The organism is Paraburkholderia flagellata, from assembly GCF_021390645.1.
Taxonomy (GTDB): Bacteria; Pseudomonadota; Gammaproteobacteria; order Burkholderiales; family Burkholderiaceae; genus Paraburkholderia; species Paraburkholderia flagellata.
This window is the reverse complement of the sequence record NZ_JAJEJT010000003.1, coordinates 360,003-380,627: the sequence shown is the minus strand read 5'-3', so window position 1 is coordinate 380,627 and position 20,625 is coordinate 360,003. Positions and strand designations below refer to the sequence as shown.

General features: G+C 60.9%; 17 protein-coding genes. 11 read left to right on the top strand and 6 right to left on the bottom strand.

Translation table 11 applies throughout. From position 1 onward, the window contains the following. The first annotated feature begins 22 nt into the window (after window positions 1-22). From L0U83_RS25360 to L0U83_RS25335, 6 genes are all read left to right on the top strand, one after another. On the top strand, window positions 23-550 hold the full coding sequence (locus L0U83_RS25360) for a type II secretion system protein (RefSeq protein ID WP_233887880.1): 528 nt from the start codon (window positions 23-25) through the stop codon (window positions 548-550). Between the two features lie 9 nt (window positions 551-559). Then, on the top strand, window positions 560-949 hold the full coding sequence (locus L0U83_RS25355) for a type IV pilin protein (RefSeq protein WP_233886926.1): 390 nt from the start codon (window positions 560-562) through the stop codon (window positions 947-949). Continuing rightward, window positions 946-1,584, top strand: a complete 639-nt coding sequence (locus L0U83_RS25350) for a type II secretion system protein (RefSeq protein ID WP_233886925.1) — start codon at window positions 946-948, stop codon at window positions 1,582-1,584. The genes L0U83_RS25355 and L0U83_RS25350 overlap by 4 nt, the downstream gene beginning before the upstream one ends. Window positions 1,585-1,820: 236 nt before the next feature. Then, window positions 1,821-2,411: a c-type cytochrome gene (locus L0U83_RS25345; protein ID WP_233886924.1), complete on the top strand. Its 591-nt coding sequence runs from the start codon at window positions 1,821-1,823 to the stop codon at window positions 2,409-2,411. A gap of 760 nt (window positions 2,412-3,171) precedes the next feature. After that, on the top strand, window positions 3,172-3,864 hold the full coding sequence (locus tag L0U83_RS25340) for a DUF1223 domain-containing protein (protein ID WP_233886923.1): 693 nt from the start codon (window positions 3,172-3,174) through the stop codon (window positions 3,862-3,864). A gap of 220 nt (window positions 3,865-4,084) precedes the next feature. Further along, window positions 4,085-5,197, top strand: a complete 1,113-nt coding sequence (locus L0U83_RS25335) for a lactonase family protein (protein ID WP_233886922.1) — start codon at window positions 4,085-4,087, stop codon at window positions 5,195-5,197. 270 nt (window positions 5,198-5,467) lie between these two features. Here L0U83_RS25335 and rpsU read toward each other — a convergent pair whose 3' ends face one another. The 5 genes from rpsU to L0U83_RS25310 all read right to left on the bottom strand — a co-directional run bounded on the left by rpsU (window position 5,468) and on the right by L0U83_RS25310 (window position 8,367). Continuing rightward, a complete protein-coding gene (rpsU, locus tag L0U83_RS25330) occupies window positions 5,468-5,680 on the bottom strand; it encodes a 30S ribosomal protein S21 (protein WP_233887879.1) in 213 nt (70 codons plus the stop codon). 395 nt (window positions 5,681-6,075) lie between these two features. Beyond that, on the bottom strand, window positions 6,076-6,300 hold the full coding sequence (locus L0U83_RS25325) for a hypothetical protein (RefSeq protein ID WP_233886921.1): 225 nt from the start codon (window positions 6,298-6,300) through the stop codon (window positions 6,076-6,078). A gap of 278 nt (window positions 6,301-6,578) precedes the next feature. Next, complete coding sequence (locus L0U83_RS25320; RefSeq protein ID WP_028225987.1) at window positions 6,579-6,782, bottom strand: cold-shock protein; 204 nt, start codon at window positions 6,780-6,782, stop codon at window positions 6,579-6,581. A 291-nt stretch (window positions 6,783-7,073) separates the two neighbouring features. After that, window positions 7,074-7,652, bottom strand: coding sequence for a pyridoxamine 5'-phosphate oxidase family protein (locus tag L0U83_RS25315; protein WP_233886920.1), 579 nt, complete (start codon window positions 7,650-7,652; stop codon window positions 7,074-7,076). A gap of 10 nt (window positions 7,653-7,662) precedes the next feature. Further along, window positions 7,663-8,367 carry an SDR family oxidoreductase gene (locus L0U83_RS25310; protein WP_233886919.1) on the bottom strand — a complete coding sequence of 235 codons (705 nt, stop codon included), beginning with the start codon at window positions 8,365-8,367 and terminating at the stop codon, window positions 7,663-7,665. Window positions 8,368-8,509: 142 nt separating this feature from the next. Between L0U83_RS25310 and gcvA the strand changes: the two genes are divergently transcribed. Beyond that, complete coding sequence (gene gcvA, locus L0U83_RS25305) at window positions 8,510-9,469, top strand: transcriptional regulator GcvA (RefSeq protein WP_233886918.1); 960 nt, start codon at window positions 8,510-8,512, stop codon at window positions 9,467-9,469. Window positions 9,470-9,656: 187 nt separating this feature from the next. After that, a complete protein-coding gene (locus L0U83_RS25300; protein WP_233886917.1) occupies window positions 9,657-14,498 on the top strand; it encodes an NAD-glutamate dehydrogenase in 4,842 nt (1,613 codons plus the stop codon). 31 nt (window positions 14,499-14,529) lie between these two features. On the opposite strand, the gene L0U83_RS25295 is transcribed toward L0U83_RS25300, so the two are convergent. Beyond that, on the bottom strand, window positions 14,530-16,446 hold the full coding sequence (locus L0U83_RS25295; protein ID WP_233886916.1) for an AAA family ATPase: 1,917 nt from the start codon (window positions 16,444-16,446) through the stop codon (window positions 14,530-14,532). Window positions 16,447-16,856: 410 nt separating this feature from the next. Between L0U83_RS25295 and L0U83_RS25290 the strand changes: the two genes are divergently transcribed. The 3 genes from L0U83_RS25290 to L0U83_RS25280 all read left to right on the top strand — a co-directional run bounded on the left by L0U83_RS25290 (window position 16,857) and on the right by L0U83_RS25280 (window position 20,522). Continuing rightward, complete coding sequence (locus L0U83_RS25290) at window positions 16,857-17,312, top strand: hypothetical protein (protein WP_233886915.1); 456 nt, start codon at window positions 16,857-16,859, stop codon at window positions 17,310-17,312. A gap of 526 nt (window positions 17,313-17,838) precedes the next feature. Continuing rightward, on the top strand, window positions 17,839-18,735 hold the full coding sequence (locus tag L0U83_RS25285) for a sulfite exporter TauE/SafE family protein (protein WP_233886914.1): 897 nt from the start codon (window positions 17,839-17,841) through the stop codon (window positions 18,733-18,735). A 254-nt stretch (window positions 18,736-18,989) separates the two neighbouring features. Continuing rightward, window positions 18,990-20,522: an MltF family protein gene (locus L0U83_RS25280; RefSeq protein ID WP_373321110.1), complete on the top strand. Its 1,533-nt coding sequence runs from the start codon at window positions 18,990-18,992 to the stop codon at window positions 20,520-20,522. Window positions 20,523-20,625 lie beyond the last annotated feature (103 nt).

The window sequence follows — 20,625 nt, the reverse complement described above, 5'->3', positions numbered from 1 at the left end:
CGTGGCTACCGGGAAGTGCGCGATGCGCTTGCGCGGCACACGCCAGTTCGATCAGCGCGGATTCACGCTGATCGAACTGGTGATCACGCTCGCGCTCGTGGGCATTCTTGCGCTGGCGATCATGCCGTTTTCGGAACTAATGGTGCAGCGTCAAAAGGAGCTGCAGCTCAGTGACGCGTTGCGCGAGATTCGTACTGCGCTCGACGCCTACAAGGAGGCGAGCGATACCGGTCTCATCGACAAGGATGCGGAAGCGTCGGGCTATCCGCCGACGCTGACCGTGCTCGTGACGGGCGTGAAGAACGCCCGCGATCCGAAAGGCGGCCTGCTGATGTTCCTGCGTCACGTGCCGCGCGATCCCTTCTTTAGCGGCGACCCGGACACGCTTGCCGAGGACACGTGGCGCGTGCGGGCCTATGGAGAGCCGCCGGATCAGGCGGCGGGCGCCGACCCGGCCATGATGAATGAACAGGCTGGCAAGGATGTGTTCGACGTGTCGTCGAAATCCGATCGCGTCGGCATTAACGGTATCCCGTACAGACAATGGTGACGGAGCATCATGAAACCCGCTCACACGCGCAAAACCCGCGGCTTCACACTGATCGAACTCGTCGTCGTGATGGCCATCATCGGCCTTCTGCTGACGATAGCGGTGCCGCGCTACATGCACAGCATCGAACTCGGCAAGGAGCAGGTCCGGCGCCAGAACGTCGCGGTGATGCGCAATGCGATCGACCAGTACTACGGGGACAACGGCCAGTATCCCGAGACGCTCGACGAACTGGTGGCGAAGCATTACTTGCGCGCCGTTCCCGTCGATCCGGTCAATGGCGATGACAAATGGGCGGTGATCGCTTCGCCGGACGAAACGAAGCCGGGCGTCTATGACGTGGCGCCGGCTAGCAGTGCGCAGGGGGCGCCTCCGCGCGCGGAGGGGGGCGCGAAATGAGCAGCGCGGCCCGCACGTCGCACGCCGCCCGGCCCGTGAAAGTGCGGGCCAGGCGGCGCCTCGCGCCGCGTACGGCGCGTGAGAGCGGGCTTGCGCTGTTAGCGCTTTTGATTGCGCTGATGCTGATGTCGATCGCATTGGCGGGCGCGCTCGACGTGTGGTCGATGCAACGCCGCCGCGAGCAGGAAAAGCAGTTGCTGTTCGCTGGCAACCAGTACCGGTTGGCGATTCTGCGGTACTACCGTGTTGGCCGGGCTTATCCCGCAACGGTCGATGAACTGCTCGACGACACACGCTTTCCCAAGCCTTTGCATCATCTGCGCTTTGCCTATCCGGATCCGGTCACGGGCAAGAACGACTGGGTGCCAATGCTGCAGGGCGATCGTTTCTACGGTGTCTTCAGCAGATCAGAGGAGGCCACGATCAAACGCGCGGGATTTCCGCGGCAGTACGAGGACTTTGAGGGCGCTACGACCTATGACGGATGGAAGTTCATTTTTCTGGCCCCAGGCCTGCGCACCACGCAGAGCAACGCTGGCGGCCTCACGGCACCCCGGCAATCAACCGGCTTTCCTGCGCTGTCCGGCTTTGATGGTGGATTCCTGCCGGGGCAGCGGATGCCCGGGTCACGGTGACGCGTGACGGGCGGCAGCATGTGCGATAAGCCGAATCAGTCAGGGTGTCTGGCCCGTTTGGGAATTACTAAGGATTGCGATGCAATGAGATGATGACCTTGGGGCGCATTGCATGCAGCGGGCGTGGACGCCTGCCTCTTGTCGGAAGATGACAAATCGGTAATCCACTCGTCACTTTTCGGCAAGCACGGCCGTGGAGAATCGAAGTTCCACAAACGCTGCGCGGTACAAACATCATGATGTTTCTTCGTACCAGAATCACGACAGTTGTCGCTACCGTTGTGGCGCTGTTCGTTGTGCTCGGCGCTGCAGGTTTGGCCTTCATGTACTCCGGCGTATATGACGTTTCGGCAAGCTCCAGAGACAACCCGATCGTAGCGAAGCTGCTGCACGGAACTTACGAGGCCTCGTTGCATCGGCATGCTGGATCGGACGTCGCGCCTGGCGATTTGCTGTCGTTTGAAAACATTCGTGCAGGTGCGCGAATGTATGACGCGAGTTGTGCTCTCTGTCACGGTGCGCCGGACCGGCCACTGAGTGCCGTTGGACAGGGTATTCAGCCCGCAGCGCCCTCGCTGCTGTCCGCGAGCCGTCGGAACAAGCCCGCGCTGATGTTCTGGACGATCAAGCATGGCGTGAACATGACGGCTATGCCTTCGTTCGGCAAGACACAGTCGGACGACGCCATTTGGCAAGTAGCGGCGTTTATTTACGCCGAACGCGGAATATCGCGCGATAAATATGACCTGCTCGTACACGCCAACGCCCAAGCCGACAGCACGGCGGCATCGCTCAAGAGCCTGATATCAGCGCCTGGTAAAGACTGACGAAGCTGTTCTGAATTGCACACCCGCCTGGCCGAATGTCTCTCCTGGGTCTATTCCATGATGCGCGTTGTCATCGCTCTCTGGTTTGCAGTGCAGTTGACCGCCTGTTCAACCGAACCATCAACCCACCTGGTGGCAGTCGAGCCGACTACGCGCGGCGAAATCGTCGATTACGCGGGCCACGTATGTGGCGACCAAAGCATGCACATAAAAATGCCTGTGTGCCTTTTTCCTCGAGTGATCACGCAAATGCCGGCGGAACACTCGCAATCTGGGTAGAACAAAGCGCATTGATGTACCAGATGCCAATTAGAGACTCGGACAGGCAAAAAACGCGAGCGGTCGCCTTGCTGCGCTCCTTGCAGCGTCATTCATCTAAATGCCCCTGCCGCTCACTGTATGCAAACCAGGTAGCCATCGTTGTCAGGCGGATGTAAGCAGTCCAGCACGCCTGGTGAGCGACGTAACACCGACTGAGTGCTTTTTGCATGAAGCCCCGACGGGGAGCGAGGTGAGAGCAGGGCACTCGCGAGAACTGCCGTAAGTGCTTTCTCGCAAAAAAATAGCGCTGACTGTAACCGGAATGCGTAACCGAACGAACTAACGGACCAGGGCAACGAGTGTCCGTATCTGAACACGGCTTGATGGTGGCCCTGAATCTTGGCTGCGTTAAATGGATATGCGGATCGGCCTGCAATGGTGGACCCGCTGAACGCGTGCGACAAATCAATCGTCAGTCCCGTCGCCCTGGAGACCGATCATGTTTGTACGGCTCGTTGCTGTCGCGTCCTTGCTCCTTGTCGCACCCGTTGTGGCGTCAGCCCGCCCGGTCGTTGTTGAGCTGTTTACTTCCGAAGGGTGCTCCTCGTGCCCTCCGGCCGACGCCTTTTTGTCGGAGCTCTCTCATGACCGTCCGGAGCTGCTTCCACTCGCGTTTCATGTGACGTACTGGAACAGTCTGGGCTGGCAGGACCCGTACTCGCTGGAGGCGGCCACGCAGCGCCAGGCGGACTATGCGGCTCGCTTTGGTGACAGTCCCTATACGCCGGAAATGGTGATCGACGGTCAGAAGGGACTTGTTGGTTCGAATCGGCGTGCAGCCGAGGCGGCGATCAGCTTCGCTCAAAAAGCTGACGAGGCCGGGGTGGTTGTTAGTGGTGTGCGTCACGGCAGGACGATATCAGTCACGGTTGGGCGCGGCACCGGCCATGCGCAAGTCCTGCTGGTGGGATATGACGCCGCGCATGTGACGAGCGTTGCGCGAGGCGAAAACACGGGGCGCACGCTCAGGGAGTCAAATATCGTTCGCTCGATACAAACCGTCGGCGAATGGACTGGCGCTCCGTTGAAGCTTGAACCCATCTCAACCGCCGGTGAACAGGCGGCAATACTGATTCAGTCACCGGACGGTGCAATTATCGGCGCGGCGCGAGTTGCCAACGAAGGGCTTTGAACAGATTGGCTGGATTGGAATGACGTGGAAGCCATTTCGGATGTTTGATAAGGAATCCAAAATGTAGAGAAATGAAAGAATTGAGATGTTTCTGTGTGAACATCGTCGTTCGTCAGGTGTGTTTCCTGTACTCCCAAACGACGCACCGAAAGTAGAACGGACGCCCGGTGAAGTGGCAGTACCTTAAGCGAAATCGAGTCTACCAGGTCAGGAGTTCGCCATGTCATTTGTCACCTGCAGGTCATCGTTTCTATGTCCAGCCGTCGCGCTCGCAACTGCGTTGGGATTCGCTTCAATCAGTGTTGCACAAGCTGATTCTGAGGCTGATGTGCGAGGGGCGGTCTACGTCCTGTCGAATCAGCCGTCTGTAAACTCGGTCATTGTCTTTTCTCGAGCTGAAAACGGGACACTTACCTACGCGGCTACTTACCCAACCGGCGGAAAAGGTGCGGGCGCCGGGGCCGATCCACTAGGCTCGCAGGGTTCGCTGACGCTGGACTCGGGTTTTCTGCTCGCTGTGAATGCCGGCAGCAATGATGTTTCGCTGTTCGCGATCGACGGCAACAAGCTGACGCTGCTCGACAGAGAACCATCGGGCGGTCAATTGCCCGTCAGCGTGGCTGTGAAGGGGCCCATCGCGTATGTGCTCAATGCCGGCGGCACACCGAACATCAGCGGATATTTCGTCGACGCGTTCGGCAAGCGCCTCGTCGCGCTACCCGGCTCGCAACGGCCACTTGCCGGCGGCGCCAACGCCCAGCCTGCGCAGGTCAAGTTCGCACCGGAAGGCAACGAATTGCTGGTGACCGAAAAGGGCACGCAACTCATTGACACGTATGCCGTTGGCTTTACCGGTTACGCCTCGACTGCAACGCCTCACGCCTCAAACGGCGTCACGCCGTTCGGCTTTTCGATCACATCACGCGGCTATGCAATCGTCTCCGAAGCCGGGTCCGGTTCGGTTTCCTCATATAACGTCGAGGACGGCAAACATCTTGATTCGATCAGTGCTTCGATTCATCTGGGCCAGTCCGCCCCGTGCTGGCTCGTCACGACTGGCGACGGGCGTTATGCCTATACCGCCAATGCTGGTAGCGGCACGATCAGCAGTTTGCAGATTGGCGCGGACGGTACGCTAAGCTTGCTCAATGCAGCAGCAGGAACGCTCAGCGCGCCACTCGACATGGCACTCAGCAGTCGCAGCAAATACCTCTACGTGCGGGAAGGAAACGGCGCGGTAAGTGGCTTTCGCGTGAAGCCTGACGGTACGCTCGAACCGATTGGTTCAGTGACCGGCGTACCGCCTGGAGCCCAGGGGATCGCGGCGCGCTAGGTCTGTCACAGCGACTGGCGCGCCTGCCTGGCTGCTCGCTTGCAGGCCAGGGGTATTCGTTGCATCGGCGCTCGTGGGTTCGTTGGCAAAGAAGGCCTCGGAACCACAGCCGAAACGGTCTATGGATCGCAGAAGATCAAGTGGCTGGTGCGAATGTGGATTCGACCGGCCACTCGGCCCAGATTAGAACCGGTTCCGCTCGCGGAGTGCGCACGACACCCGGCCACGCACCAGACGGCCGCTTCAGCATGCCTGCCCAGTACTTCCCGACTAGTACTGCTTTTTCGGCGGCAACGAACGTTTGATCTGCTTGCGCAGGCGTGCCACTGCGGCCGCCTTTTTGCGCTTGCGTTCTGCGGTCGGTTTTTCATAGGCCGTCCGGGCGCGAAGCTCCGGAATCAAGCCGGTGCGCTCGATCGCGCGACGGAAACGACGTAATGCAACTTCCACGGGCTCGTCGGGTTTCAGAATTACGGTAGTCAATTTATTCCTTGGTTCTGCTGCATTGAGGAAGTAGCCGCGTGCGTTGATCGACACGCGCTCGCGCGGTAATGGGAAGCATGAAATTTGCAGGGCAGCCCTTGCGTCCTGGAAGGCATGGATATCGCCCTTTTCAGGTGGCGAATCAGGTACGCGAAGGGATTGCTCAGGCGCCGCAGCTCGTAATACAGGCCCGATGTGCGTCGGGGCATGCAGAACACGCGTCTTTTAGGTGCTGTGCGAAGCGAACGAGTCCTGCATTGTAACCGAACGCCAGGTGTTGTCAGCCACGCGTGCCGACGATGGGCGGTTCGGGATTGCGCTCGATGATTGGGGGCGTGGTTGCGCCCGCCCTGGTGCCGCAGATGCGTTGGGTGTTTCGAGCCGTGGCGCCGTCTTTAACCGCGCGTGTCGACCCAGTTGCGTGCCCAGCGTGTCGAGTACTGCAGCGCCTGCTCTTCACTCGCGAAGTAGTCGAGCGAATAGAACTGGTAGCGGCCTTCGGCACGCGCGCTATCGGTGCGTTCGAGCAGCAGGTTGGATGAAAAACTACCGTCGGGCAATCGATGCGCCGAGGCTTGGACGGCATAGCCGTTGTACTGTTGAATGTGTTGGTTCTGCATTTTAATTTTATTGATGTCTGAGTTTTCGCGTGCCGTGCGAAATGTGCACGGATGCGCCAATTCAAAGCCATTGCAAGCCGAATTGCGGCGCTCGGAAAGCGAATAGGAGGCGTTGGAGCCAGAGGGGAGAATGAGGTGCAACGAGGCGTGTGGCGCTTGGCAAGCTGCTGAATAAACAGACGCAGCAAAGTGCGATCGCGCCAACTTTGGGAGACAACGCTCCGCGAGGGTGTCGCTGCAACCCGGCGTCCGTCGTCGGATGCCGGGCCCTTCAAACTTTACAGCGGCTTGATGTTAGCCGCTTGCAGACCCTTCGGGCCTTGCTTCGTTTCGAAGCTCACCTTCTGATTTTCAGCCAGCGTCTTGAAGCCGTCGCTGCGGATCTCGGAGAAGTGAGCGAACAGGTCGTCGCCGCCCTTGTCCGGGGTAATGAAGCCAAAGCCTTTGCTGTCGTTGAACCACTTAACGGTACCGGTATCCATGAAGAATCCTTGAGAAAAATAAACGAAGATTTGCTCTCTTAAAGAGCACGCGAAGCGACAAGGAGGGAGAGGACAACGAATACCGCCGAGGAGCGAGCAATTGATGAACAGCAATCGAACTTCTTGACCTTCGAACAGCACAGTACCTGCCGGGTGAGCCAGCGTCAACACTTATCTTGTAACTGTTTCACGAGGCGCCCCGTTTTGCGGACGAAGCGATGCGGCCCTACCGGGCTGCGCCCGTTGCCTGGCATGGCATTCACGCGGGCAACAAAATAAACAGCCGGCAATTCAAGGCGCGATCCAGGTCCCGCGCCATTTCCCTTCTTCAAACACGAGACTGGCCCGCATATGCCCAGCGGGATTCAGATCGAGGTAGTCGATTCTCGCTACGGTCACTTCAATCAGGCAGAAGTTGTCGAATCCGGCCGCTGAGTCGAGATCTTCGGCCTGCGTCGTTGCATGCGCTTCAGCGGGAGACGCGAGCGGCGTCGCGGGCGCAACCGGCGTGCGATAGACGATCAACGTTCGAGGTCTGCTCGCGTTCCAGACCTCTCTCGTTTCCGCCGGCGCATCGACGATTCTCGCAACGCCATGCAGCCGTATTTGAATGCCACCGTCGAGATCGCAGCCGACGAGCGATATGCGCGGGTCGCGCCTCAATTCGGTCACCTTCGTAGACCGCACGTCGGTATGAAACATGACTGAACGTTGCTCGCGAGAGGCGTGTCGCAGCACGACCGTCCGCACGGTGGGTGCACCGTCTAGCGCAATCGTCGCGGCCTGCAGCATCGTGAAGGGCGAGCGCTCCTTGCCGGCGTTTGCGCCAGCGTGCAGGCGCGCCCACACCGTGTCGACGATTTGATCCATATTCACCGAGTTACAGGGCACGCACGATGCCGCCATCGACACGGATGTTTTGCCCCGTGATGTACCCCGCGGCATCCGACAAGAGGAATGCGACCGTTTGCGCGATCTCCTGTGTCTTGCCGAAGCGGCCAACCGGAATGCGGGCAACGATCTCGGGAGTTTCGGGCCAGCTGTCGATAAATCCCGGCAGCACGGAATTGATTCGAATATTGTCCTTGGCGTAGCGATCGGCATAGAGACGTGTGAACGAACTCAACGCGGCGCGCAGTGCGGAAGAAACGGGCATGGCCTGCTCCGGCGCATCGGCGGCAAAACTCGAGATATTCACCACCGCGCCGCCGCCTTGTTCGAGAAACGCCGGCGTCACGCGGCGCAGCACGCGAGCGACGTTGAGCAAGATGAGATCGAGCCCGAGGTGCCACTGTTCGTCGGCGATGGAAAGCAAATCGCCCTTCGGCGGGTGCCCCGTGTTGTTCACCACGGCGTCGATGCGGCCGTACTTTTCAAGCGTTTCGCGAACGAATCGGTCGATACAGTCGGGCTCGGTTACCGAGCCCGTAAAGCCGAATCCACCCAGTTCTTTCGCCAGTTCGGCCGCGCTGCCGGAGGGCGACATCAAGGCCAGGCGGTAGCCGCTGGCTGCCAGTTCGCGCGCGATCGCCGCGCCCATGCCCTTGCCGGCCGCCGTGACGAGTGCTACTTTTTCTACTGCCATGTTGCTCTCTCCTTGAATGGATTCAGCGCGGCAGGGCTGCGCTGCATGGGATTTCGTGTAGAAACTGTATGGCGTTATGATTCGATTGTCGAATGATGTTTTTTATTGTCTGACAATAAAATTACTGCTGGCTAGCTGTTGAATGACTGCTGGCAAATTGCCGGCCTGCCAACAGGCAATATATCCGTTGAAGCACTCATTGAAACCACGCCATTTGCCGCCGCTCAATGCGCTCCGCGCGTTCGACGCATCCGCCCGCCACCTCAATTTCCGCCTCGCGTCCGAGGAACTCGGCGTGACGCAAGGCGCGGTTGCACAACAGGTGCGGGTGCTGGAGGAGGCCCTGAATTTGGCCCTTTTCGCAAGGGGGCCGCGAGGTCTCGCTCTCACGACCGAGGGGCACACGTACTTCGCTGCCGTTCAACGGGCGCTCACGATCGTTGCAGACGCGACCGAGGCGCTGAACCGGCGTTCGACGTCCCTCACGATCAGCACAACGCCGTCGTTCGCTTCGAAATGGCTGATACCCAGGCTAGCAGAGTTTAGCGAGCAGCACCCGGAAATCGACGTCCGGATCATTGCCGATGCGGCGCTGTGCAACTTCAGGTCAGATGGCGTGGATATCGCGGTTCGGCTTGGCAAGCCACCGTTCGCGAAAGGCCTCGTCAGCGACCTGTTATTCCCGCTGCAGGTATTCGCCGTAGCCAGCCCGCAACTGATCAAGCCCGATTACCCAATGCGCACGATCGCGGACCTGGAGAATTATGTGCTGCTCCACGATTCTCATGATCTGTGGCCGGAGTTTTTCAACGCCTTGGGTTGCGCAAACGAACTCGGCACGCTGAAAGGGCCGCGCTTCAGTCAGTCGTCGCTCGCCATCGATGCGGCCATTGCGGGGCAGGGCATTGCGCTCACGAGCGAACATCTCGTCGAGCGCGATATCGCGGCCGGAAGGCTGCGACGCCTGTTCGACTTTTCGTTGCCATTGTCGCTGGGTTATTACGTTGTCCTCCCGCAGGCCAGCGTCCGATGGGAGACGAGCCAGAAGCTTCGCACCTGGCTGCTTGCCCAATTCAATTCTCCTTCGAAAGCAGAGCCATAAGCGCGTTGAAGCGGCCGTTCGCAGGCGGCAGGTCTGCGCCAACATCTGTATTGCGACGCAGCGCGTGAGCGGGCAACGCGTTGCCGTGAGGCCGCTCGTGCGCACGCATTCATCGTTCGATCACCTTGCCGGTGCATAATGACTGAACCGCCGATGCAGTCGATGACTATCCGACAAGGAGTTCGTCATGCTAGCGAGGAACGAAGAATTCGTCGCCCATCTGCTCTCCGACGTCGTGGAATTTGCGCGGGCGCGCTTGCCCGAGCCTACATTCCAGATTGTCGAGCCTCTCCTGCGGCACTACTACGATTTCGCCGACGCCGAAGATCTGCGCAGCCGCAGCATCGCCGACCTCTACGGCGCCGCGATGGCGCACTGGCGAACCGCGCAGCGCTTCGTGCCGGGCAGTGAGCGTGTGCAGGTCTACAACCCGATCCTCGAACAGCACGGTTGGCATTCGGACCACACGGTCATTGAAATCGTGAACGACGACATGCCGTTTCTCGTCGATTCGGTTTCCATGGCCGTCAACCGCCTGGGGCTCGCGCTGCATTCCGCGCTGCACCCGGTATTCCGGATCTGGCGCGGCAAGGATGGCGCGATCGAGCGCATCGACGAGGGCGGCGCCAGCGCCGGCGACGGGCAATCGCAACTCGCCTCGTTCATCCATTTCGAAGTGGACCGCTGCGGCGACGCAGCAAAGCTTGACGAATTGCGCAGCGACATTACCAAGGTGCTTGGGGATGTGCGGGCGTCCGTAGAAGACTGGCCGAACCTCCTCGAAGCCGCGCGCACCACGATCAAGACGATGAAAGCGCGCGAAACGAGCGCAGAGGACATCGAAGGGCGCGCATTTCTCGAATGGATGGTGGCCGACCATTTCACGTTCCTCGGCCAGCGCGATTACGCGCTGGTTTCGCACGACGGCGGCTACGCACTGCGCGGCGTGGAAGGCTCGGGCCTCGGCATTCTGCGCGAATCGCTGCGTGCTCCGGGCGCGCCCGACATCACGCCGTTGCCGCCCGCGGCCCAGGAGATCATCAGCGGCGCGTGGCCCATTTTCCTGACGAAAGCGAACTCGCGCGCCACCGTGCACCGGCCCGGCTATCTCGACTATGTGGGCGTGAAGCTCGTCGGCGCGGATGGCAAGGTGTGCGGCGAGCGCCGCTTCGTGGGCCTCTACACCTCGACCGCCTATATGGTGTCCACCGCCGAAATCCCGATCGTGCGGCGCAAATGCGCGAATATCGTGCGACGCGCAGGTTTTCTGCCCAAAGGCCACCTCGGCAAATCGCTGGTGACGGTGCTCGAAACCTATCCGCGCGACGAGCTGTTGCAGGCGAGCGAAGACGAACTTTTCGACATCGCGCTCGGCGTGCTGCGCTTGCAGGAACACCAGCGCACGCGGCTATTCGTGCGGCGTGACCGCTTCAATCGCTTCGTTTCGTGCCTCGTATATGTCTCGCGCGACAAGTACAACACCGATCTGCGGCGGCGCATCGCAAGCCTGCTCGTAGAGGCTTTCAACGGCGTTTCCGTGGAGTTCACGCCACTGCTTTCGGAGTCGGCCATTGCGCGGATTCATTTCGTCGTGCACGCCGAGCCCGGCACGATGCCCGAAGTCGACACGCGCGAACTGGAAGAGCGGCTCGTGCAGGTCACGCGCCGCTGGCAGGACGATCTGGCTGATGCGCTGCTCGACGCATTCGGGGAAGAGCAGGGCACACGTCTGTTGCACCGGTACGCCGATTCGTTTCCGCCCGGCTATCGCGACGACTACCCCGCGCGCACGGCGGTACGCGACATCGAACTGATCGAGCGCGTGCAGGGAACGCCGCGCATCGCCATGAATCTGTATCGCCCCATCGAGGCGGGGCCGCGTACGTTCCGCTTCAAGGTTTATTGTGCGGGCGAGGCCATTGCGCTCTCGCGCAGCCTGCCGATGCTCGAACATCTCGGCGTGCGCGTGGATGAAGAGCGCCCCTATGTGATCGAGGCGCCGTCCTGCGAGCCTGCATGGGTCCACGATTTCGGTCTTGAACTCGCGGACGATGCCGAATTCGATATCGAACGCGTGAAGAGCCTGTTCGAAGACGCGTTCGAAAGCGTCTGGAACGCACGCATCGAAAACGACGATTTCAACCGCCTTGTGCTGCGCGCTTACCTGAGCGCGCGCGAAGTCACGATCCTGCGCGCCTATGCGAAATATCTGCGCCAGGTGGGCTCAACCTTCAGCGACGCCTATATCGAGCGCGCGCTAACCGGCAACCCTGCGATCGCAAGGCAGTTCGTCGAATTGTTCGTACTCCGGTTCGATCCGCGCGACTCACAGGCGCGAGAAGAACGCACGGCGCTCATGCTCAAGGCCATTGAAAGCGCGCTGGACCAGGTGCCCAATCTCGACGAAGACCGTATCCTGCGCCAGTTCCTCGGCGTGATCAACGCAACAGTGCGCACGAACTATTTCCGGCGCGAAGCCAATGGTGCAGAGCGGCCCTCGCTCTCGTTCAAATTCGATCCGTCGAAAGTGCCCGGCCTGCCCGAGCCCAAGCCGATGTTCGAGATTTGGGTCTATTCGCCGCGCGTGGAAGGCGTGCATCTGCGCGGCGGACGCGTTGCGCGTGGCGGCCTGCGCTGGTCGGATCGCCGCGAGGACTTCCGCACTGAAGTGCTCGGCCTCATGAAGGCTCAGATGGTGAAGAACGTCGTGATCGTGCCCGTGGGATCGAAGGGCGGCTTCGTAGTGAAGAACCCGCCGCCGGCGAGCGAGCGCGAAGCGTGGATGCGCGAAGGCATAGCGTGCTATCAGACCTTCCTGCGCGGCCTGCTCGATCTCACCGACAATCTCGTGAACAACGCGATCGTGCCACCGCCCGATGTCGTACGTCACGACCCCGACGACCCGTACCTCGTCGTGGCCGCCGACAAGGGCACGGCTACGTTCTCCGACTACGCGAACGCGATATCCGCTGAATACGGCTTTTGGCTCGACGACGCTTTCGCGTCGGGCGGCTCGGTGGGCTACGACCACAAGAAGATGGCGATCACGGCGCGCGGCGCGTGGGAGTCGGTCAAGCGGCATTTCCGCGAGATGGGCGTGGATACGCAAGCCACCGATTTCACCGTGGTCGGCATCGGCGACATGTCGGGCGACGTGTTCGGCAACGGCATGCTGCTCTCGCCGCATATCAAACTCGTCGCGGCGTTCGACCACCGGCACATTTTCCTCGACCCCAACCCCGATCCGGCTGTGAGCCTCGCCGAGCGAACGCGGCTCTTCGCGCTCGAACGCTCGAGCTGGGCCGACTACGATCCCGCCACGATTTCGGCGGGCGGCGGCGTGTTCGCGCGCACCATGAAGACGATCCCACTCTCGGCCGCGGTGCGAACGGTGCTCGGCATCGAGGCGGCAGCGCTCTCGCCAACCGAGTTGATTCGCGCGATCCTGCTGGCGAACGTCGATCTGCTTTATAACGGCGGCATTGGCACTTATGTGAAATCCGCGCGCGAGACCAACGCGCAGGCCGGCGACCGCGCCAACGACGCCGTGCGCGTGAACGGCTCGGAGCTGCGTTGCAAGGTCGTGGGCGAGGGCGGCAATCTCGGTGTCACGCAACTCGGCCGTATCGAATTCGCCCAGCATGGCGGCCATATCAACACGGATGCGATCGATAACTCAGCAGGTGTGGATTGTTCGGACCACGAAGTCAATATCAAGATCCTGCTCGGACTCGTGGTGGCCGACGGCGAGATGACGACGAAGCAGCGCAACACGTTGCTCGCGGAGATGACCAACGAAGTCGGCCTGCTGGTGCTGAGCGACAACTACTACCAAACGCAGGCGCTTTCGATCGCGGGCCGCTACGCTGTGGAACTGCTCGATGCCGAATCGCGCCTGATGCGCTGGCTCGAACGCGCAGGACGCCTCAACCGGCATATCGAATTCCTGCCGACCGACGACGAAATCGCCGAACGCCAGGTCGCGAAACTCGGGCTCACCTCGCCGGAGCGTGCCGTGCTGCTCGCGTACAGCAAGATGTGGCTCTACGATGCGCTGCTCGACTCGCCCGTGCCGGAAGACCCGCTCGTTGCGGACCTGCTGATCGACTACTTCCCGCAACCGTTGCAGCAGCGCTTTAGCGAACCGATGCATCGGCATCCGCTGCGGCGCGAAATTCTTGCGACGCATCTGACGAACGCGCTGGTGAACCGGGTGGGCTGCGAATTCGTACACCGTTTGATGGAGGAAACCGACGCGCAGCCCGGCGAAATTGTGCGCGCCTGCGTCATGGCACAGGACGTATTCGGCCTCAACGATATCTGGCGCGCCATCGACGCGCTCGACAACCGCGTGGCCGACGACGTGCAGGCGCGCATGTTCGTCGCCATCGCGCGGCTGCTCGAACGCGCGGCGCTATGGTTCCTGCGGCATCTGCAGGCGGGCGCGGTCAGTAACGATGGCGTGAGCACGCTGCTGGCGCGTTGCCGCGACGCCGCGCAGCGACTCGCGCCGCAATTGCCGACGCTGTTGCCCGAAGCGGATCTCGAAGCACTCTCGGCACGCCAGGGTGAGCTCGTGACGGCCGGCGTTGAAAACGCGCTTGCACTGCGTGTGGCGAGCGGAGATATTTCAGTAGCACTGCTAGACATCGCCGATGTGGCCGCCGCGTGCGACCGGCCGCTCGAGCGCGTTGCGGCGGCGTACTTTGCCTTGGGCACGCGGCTCAACTACAGCTGGATTGGCGAGCGTGCGGCGACGTTGCCTACGCCGACGCATTGGGACACCATGGCGCGCGCGGCGGCGCTCGCCGAGGTGGCGCATCTCAAGCGCGCACTCACCACTAACGTGCTCGCGCAAGGCGCCGATTCCGCGGATCCACAAACGCTCGTTGACGCATGGTGCGCAGAGCACGAGGCAGCGCTAGAGCGCTATGGGCAGTTGCTGACGGAACTGCGTGCTTCCACCGGCGTGAGTCTTTCCGTGCTGCTGGTAATCGTGAGGGCGATGGCGGCTCTCGAAAGGGCCTGAGGACCTGAACGACGGGGCGCGAAGCGGCTGCTCAAGCGGTGGCCGCTTCGGTCACCGCCTGTGTGCTCGCCACAGCCGCCGCATGCTCGCGAATCAGACGATAGACGGCCTCGCCGGGCACCGTCTCCGACTCGAGCAACTGATCGGCGATTGCGCGCAGTACCGGCTCGTTCGCACGCAGCAGCGCGAAGCACGCGTCGTTGAGTTCGTGCAGCAGCCCGTTTGCGTGCTCGATCGCAGTCTTCAACTGCAAGCCTGCGACCTGCTGCGGCAGTGCCGCGAGGCTGAACAGATTGCCATCCGCGTTGAAGCCGTGCTTCGACACCATGTCGAGGCTGATGCGCGAAGCCTCCTGCAGGTCCTGCGCCGCGCCACTCGATGCTTCGCTGAACATGAGCAGTTCCGCGTTGCGACCGCCCAGCAGCACCTGGATTTCGTTGCGCATTTCCGTCTCGCGATACAGATACTTGTCCTGCATTTTCGTGATCAGCGCGACGCCCAACGCGCCGCCGCGCGGCAAAATCGTCACTTCTTCGAGCACGCCAGTGCCGAGGAGGGCGGCGACGAGTCCATGTCCCGCTTCATGAATCGCGATGCGCGTGCGCTCGTCGTCCGAAAGCGCGCGCTCGGCGCCGTTGACGTCACCAATGCGCGCAATCTTGATCGCCTCGAGAAAATCCACGGCGGCGACTTTCTGCTTACCAGCCTTGCGCGCGACGAGACCCGCCTGATTCACGATCATCGAGAGCGTGGCCGGAGAAAGGCCCGTGGTCAGCCGCGCGAGCTGGTTGAAATCGATGTCGTCGGCTTTCGACTTCAGATTGGCGGCGTAGAAGCGCAGAATCTCGGCACGATCCTCGAGGTCGGGCAGACGCACCTGCACCGTGCGGTCGAAACGGCCGGGGCGGCGCAGGGCTTCGTCGAGATTGTCCGGGTGATTGGTCGCGGCGACGATGATCACGCCTTCGTTCGATTCGAACCCATCCATCTCCGCGAGCAACTGGTTGATGATGCGGTTGCTTTCCGCCTCGACCGGGCCGCCGCCGGTATCGGTGCGCTTGCCGAGACCGTCCGCCTCGTCGATGAAGATGACTGTGGGCGCGTTCTTGCGCGCGAGTTCGAACAGGCGCTTGACCTTCTGAATGCCAACGCCGTAATACTTCGCGCTGAAATAGCTGCCTGTGATGGCGATGAAATTCGCGCCGCATTCGCCTGCAAGCGCCTGCGCGAGGCGCGTCTTGCCAACGCCTGGGCCACCCGTCATCAGCACGCCGCACGGCGCGCGCACGCCCATGCCCGTGAACTGCGCCGGCTCGGTGAGCCACGCGCGCACGTCGGCGAGCGCGGCTTTCGCCTCGCCCGCGCCAATCACGTCGTCGAAGCGCAACGTGGGGGACTCGCCGAGCAATTGCGCGCCGCCGCCCATTTCGCGGCGCATGAACCAGAGCAGGCCGCCTAGCATCAGCAGGGGAAGCAGCAGACTGAGCGCGTCGCGCAGGCGGTCGAACGCTTCGGTCCAGCGCGCGGCGCCGACGCGCACATCGGCGTGCGGCAGCCAGACGAGTTGCCAGGGCGGCGTGGCGCCCGGCTTCAGATCGCCAAGCAGCAGGGCGTTCGAAAACGCGCCGTTATGATCGGCCACATAATACTTTTCGCCTTTGAGCGTTGAGACAAGAATCGCTTCGCGGCTCACACCGATGGCGGCGACATCGCGGTCGTGAATATCGCGCAGCAATTCCGAGGCATCTTTTTCGCGCTTCGTCCACGGTGACGCGTCATGCCGCATTTCGCTGGCGACGCCGCCAAGCGCCGCAGGCTGGGACTGCGCAAGATTCGCTTCATGCCGCCAGTAGAAGAAGCCAGCCGTTGCCGCGACTGCGGCCGCGCAAACACCCAGCGCGACGTATCGGCCAAAGCGTGACCACCGCGAATTCCTTGCCGGTTTCATGAATCCATTCCTGCCTCGCGCCGCGATGGCGACGCCAGATAATCTATTGAGGGAACGGAGGCGCAAGAACGTCTCGCCTTGCGTAGTCCATAGATATTCAGGAATACGAAAACGACCCTTTTAATCGCGCTGCTCCTTTGGAATTATGCCTGCGTTGTGCGGCGCGCGAAAAAAGGGATTGGCGGATAAATGCCTTTTAATCCGGTGATTTAGCGTGGTTGGGGGTGTTGTTTGAGGGGCGCGATCGGCGCACTGGGAGGGAGTTGGCTGACGAGGGCTATCGATATGCCTGGATATAATTTTACATAACATAAATTATCGATGTTTTTATTGTGGGTCCCAAATAGAAGTGTCGGGTTTGGGGGTGCGGCTTAGCACGAGGGAAAACCCCGAATCAGGGGTTTCCGCCAATGGAGAACCTGCAGAACACCTGCGAAAACACTACGATGAAAAAACCTCACATCGCTGCTGCGCTGCTCCTCGCTGGCGCTCTCTCTAACGCCTCGGCCACCGAGGCTCAATCCATTCCCCCCGTTTGCACCGTGATGATTCACGCAACGGCCGTATGCATGAAGGAAGCGGCCGACAAGGTGCAGACCATCAACCCCGTCGGGGCGAAGGATCTTGCGCGACCGGACTACGCCAAAACGTTGCCTGAGATGCTGCGCAAACGTGCCGACCGCGCGGATTATTGCACCTCCGCAGAAGCTACAAACACGCTCGTCAAGAGCATGCAGGATCTCGCCACGACGTATGGGGTGGACAAGCGTGAACTTCTCACACCGGACTGCCTGGCGGCAGCAAAGCCGCTGTTTAGCCAAGTGATCGCAAAGCATCCTGAACTCGCCAACCAACCCGCCAACTGATCAACGCGATAAAGCGAGCCCCTATCCGTGGGGGCTTGTTTTCGTCCGCAGGCCACGGGTTACGGCGCACCGGACTGCAGTGCCCTTCTAGCGCTTCAACGCTCTCCTTGATTCGCCTTCATGGCATTGGCCAGGTTGGCAAACCCGCTCGGCGTCGAGGTTTGCCGTGCGAGCGCCAACGGCGCGTATGCCTGTGCGATCTGCGCCGGCGCCGCGGCGAGGATGGGCTCGACTTCGCGATGACCCTGAGGAAAAAGCACTTCCGTTGCGAACGTTGTGCGTGAATGCAACCACATGTCGCTACGGCACCAGGCGGCGACGCACCCATCAAACAAAGGGACAGTGCGCATTGCATGCACATACGTCCTGGAATGTGCGCTGCCGCACATTTCGGGAACCAAGCTGAAAGTCACGCCGCGTATCACTTTGGTCAGACGTCCCTTCCCTCCACAAGCGCACTCGCCGTACTCAATCTGCGAGCAAGGCGTTCCTGTGCCGACTGGCCGGGAAAGGCGGATTCCTTCCGATGCTGAACCAGGACGGGAGAATCAAGGCAATGGATACCGAACCTGAGCCTGGAAGCCCCGCAGTATCTTCCCTTTCGTCGAGCACACCACCCAGCCGCACCTGGCAACTCAGGACTCAATGGGCGGTGCTCGTGATCGCGACAGTGCTCTGCCTTTCGTTGTCCACGCAAAGTGGCGTCAACCCGCTTGTCATTGGCTCCGTTCTTCTGGCGTCCGCGGTGTCGAGCATTGCAGGGTTCGCTTTCTCCGCCGTATGCGGCGCCATGCTATTTCATCTGTCCGGCGACCCGGTGCAGATCGTTCAGATCATGATCGTCTGCAGCGTCGCGAACCAGACTGCAATGGTCTGGTCGCTCAAGCGCGAGATCCAATGGCGTGAACTGACTGTCTTTCTGATCGGCGGCGCAGTCGGACTGCCCGTTGGCATAACCGTACTGCTGACGCTGGACCGCCATGTCTATACGCACGTGCTTGGCGCGTTTCTTGTCCTTTACGGTTGCTACATGCTCGCCCGCAAGCCTCTAGTCATCGGTCGCCAGGCAACGGCCTTCGATGCCTTCGCCGGATTTCTCGGCGGAATCACAGGGGGCGCGGCCGGCTTTCCCGGTGCGTTCGTCACCATCTGGTGCGGCTTCAAGGGCTGGAATAAGGGGCGTCAGCGTGCGATGTTCCAGCCATTCATATTGATCATGCAGGTGGCAGCCCTTGCGGCGATCAGTCTCCTGCGCCACTCTTCCGGCAAGGTGGGGTTTGATCCAGCGATCCTGCTCTGCATACCCGCGTCGCTTCTCGGCACCACAGTCGGCATGACACTTTATCAGCGGCTATCGGACAATCATTTCGCCCGTGCAGTGAACCTGCTGATGATCGCCTCGGGGATCAGCTATTTCGCGTGATACAGCTTGCGAGTAACCTTCCCCTGATTGCACATATGCTGCCAACGGAGCATCATCCGGGAAGCAAACACACCGCAGAATTGCCACTGCTTCATTGACACGGGGGGCTGTCGGCTGCCGAACTCGCCGCGGTTGGTGGCAGATTCCGGAGAAGGCGAGCCGCTCTGAAGTCGTCATACGCTGTGGTCGATTGATGCGGACGATTGATTCGCAGGTCATCGTCTCGTTGTCCCGTTGTAACGGGGAGGCTCATCATGAACGTGACAGTCCGCGTTATGATCGGCTGGGCGCTTGCCCTGTGCGTCTTGGCGCCGCAAGTCGGCACGCACGCCGCGCAGCCTGTAGCGGCCGTTGCCGCATCCACCCCCGCAGCCACCGCGCCCGCTAAGGCCCCACCAGTTCCGGCTTCAGGCGTGCGAAAACTGAGCCTCACGAACAAGCCGTGGACCGGCGACTTCGACGCAATGCTCAACCGTCACGCTATCCGGTTCCTTGTTCCCTATAGCCGGACGCTCTACTTTGTCGACAAGGGCCGCGAACGCGGGATCGCGGCCGAGTTGGCGCGCAACTTCGAACGCTATGTCAACAAGAAGTACGCGGCCCAACTGAACAAGCGGCCGCTCACCGTTTTCCTGATTCCCACTACGCGCGACAAGCTGCTGACTGGCCTCGTTGCCGGAACCGGCGACATCTCCGCGGGCAATCTGACTGCGACCGACGAGCGGCTCAAGATCGTTGACTTCATCGCGCCGCGCGATCGCAAGCCCGTGCGTGAGCTGGTCGTCACCGGGCCAAAGTCGCCCTCGCTCTCGACACTCGATGATCTTTCGGGAAAGCAGGTCTATGTGCGCAAGTCGTCGAGCTACTACGAGAGCCTGAGCGCACTGAATGAGCGGTTTCGCAAGAGCGGCAAGCCGCCTGTCAACATCATGCTGCTGCCCGACGCACTGGAAGACGAAGACGTCATGGAGATGGTCAACGCGGGACTGCTAGGCATCAGCATCGTGGACGACTGGAAGGCGCGCCTCTGGGCACAGGTGCTGCCGCAACTGAAGGTGCGTGACGACCTCGCCGTGAGCGCCGAGGGCTATACAGGCTGGGCGATACGCAAGAACAGCCCACAGTTGCAGGCTGCCCTGAACGACTTCTACCTGAACTACCTGAAGAAGCAGGGTGTGGCTGAATACCTCCTCGCGCAATACATGAAGAGGATCAAGCAGATCCGCAACAATGGCGGCGACGCAGAACAGAAGCGCTTCGATGCAACACTTGTGCTCTTCCAGAAATACGGCACCCAGTACGACTTCGATCCACTTATGCTTGCCGCGCAAGGTTTCCAGGAGTCGCAACTCAACCAGTCCGCACGCAGCCACGTCGGGGCGATCGGCATCATGCAGCTGATGCCGGCCACGGGCAAGGAAATGGGCGTGGGCAGTATTTCCGTGGCCGAGTCCAATGTTCATGCCGGCGCCAAATACCTGGACACCCTCATGTCCAAATACTTCTCCGATGCTCACTTCAGCGCAAGCGACCGATCGCTCTTTGCATTCGCGAGCTACAACGCGGGGCCGGCCAACATCGCGAAGATGCGCAAAATCGCGGCAGAGCAAGGTCTTGATCCGGACAAGTGGTTCAACAATGTCGAAGTTGTCGTAGCGGAGAAGATCGGACTCGAAACGACGACTTATGTGCGCAACATTTTCAAATACTACGCAGCATACAAGCTGATCGTCGACGCCCAGGCGGCGCGCCAAAAGGCGGTGGAAAGCGTGCAGAAGCCCTCTTGAACACAGGATTCGAGAGGGTTCCCCCCGTTGGGCGACGGCGTGGGTTACGTCCGATCCTGCGGCAAAAATCAAAGCCGAATTTGCGAAGGAGTCCCTAGTGCAT

Excerpts from the sequence above, each read along its gene's own strand:
- L0U83_RS25360 (WP_233887880.1), top strand. The coding sequence starts at position 23 with ATGCGCTTGCGCGGCACACGCCAGTTCGATCAGCGCGGATTCACGCTG.
- L0U83_RS25355 (WP_233886926.1), top strand. The coding sequence starts at position 560 with ATGAAACCCGCTCACACGCGCAAAACCCGCGGCTTCACACTGATCGAA.
- L0U83_RS25350 (WP_233886925.1), top strand. The coding sequence starts at position 946 with ATGAGCAGCGCGGCCCGCACGTCGCACGCCGCCCGGCCCGTGAAAGTG.
- L0U83_RS25345 (WP_233886924.1), top strand. The coding sequence starts at position 1,821 with ATGATGTTTCTTCGTACCAGAATCACGACAGTTGTCGCTACCGTTGTG.
- L0U83_RS25340 (WP_233886923.1), top strand. The coding sequence starts at position 3,172 with ATGTTTGTACGGCTCGTTGCTGTCGCGTCCTTGCTCCTTGTCGCACCC.
- L0U83_RS25335 (WP_233886922.1), top strand. The coding sequence starts at position 4,085 with ATGTCATTTGTCACCTGCAGGTCATCGTTTCTATGTCCAGCCGTCGCG.
- L0U83_RS25325 (WP_233886921.1), bottom strand. The coding sequence starts at position 6,300 with ATGCAGAACCAACACATTCAACAGTACAACGGCTATGCCGTCCAAGCC.
- L0U83_RS25320 (WP_028225987.1), bottom strand. The coding sequence starts at position 6,782 with ATGGATACCGGTACCGTTAAGTGGTTCAACGACAGCAAAGGCTTTGGC.
- L0U83_RS25315 (WP_233886920.1), bottom strand. The coding sequence starts at position 7,652 with ATGGATCAAATCGTCGACACGGTGTGGGCGCGCCTGCACGCTGGCGCA.
- L0U83_RS25310 (WP_233886919.1), bottom strand. The coding sequence starts at position 8,367 with ATGGCAGTAGAAAAAGTAGCACTCGTCACGGCGGCCGGCAAGGGCATG.
- gcvA (WP_233886918.1), top strand. The coding sequence starts at position 8,510 with ATGACTGCTGGCAAATTGCCGGCCTGCCAACAGGCAATATATCCGTTG.
- L0U83_RS25300 (WP_233886917.1), top strand. The coding sequence starts at position 9,657 with ATGCTAGCGAGGAACGAAGAATTCGTCGCCCATCTGCTCTCCGACGTC.
- L0U83_RS25295 (WP_233886916.1), bottom strand. The coding sequence starts at position 16,446 with ATGAAACCGGCAAGGAATTCGCGGTGGTCACGCTTTGGCCGATACGTC.
- L0U83_RS25290 (WP_233886915.1), top strand. The coding sequence starts at position 16,857 with ATGGAGAACCTGCAGAACACCTGCGAAAACACTACGATGAAAAAACCT.
- L0U83_RS25285 (WP_233886914.1), top strand. The coding sequence starts at position 17,839 with ATGCTGAACCAGGACGGGAGAATCAAGGCAATGGATACCGAACCTGAG.
- L0U83_RS25280 (WP_373321110.1), top strand. The coding sequence starts at position 18,990 with ATGAACGTGACAGTCCGCGTTATGATCGGCTGGGCGCTTGCCCTGTGC.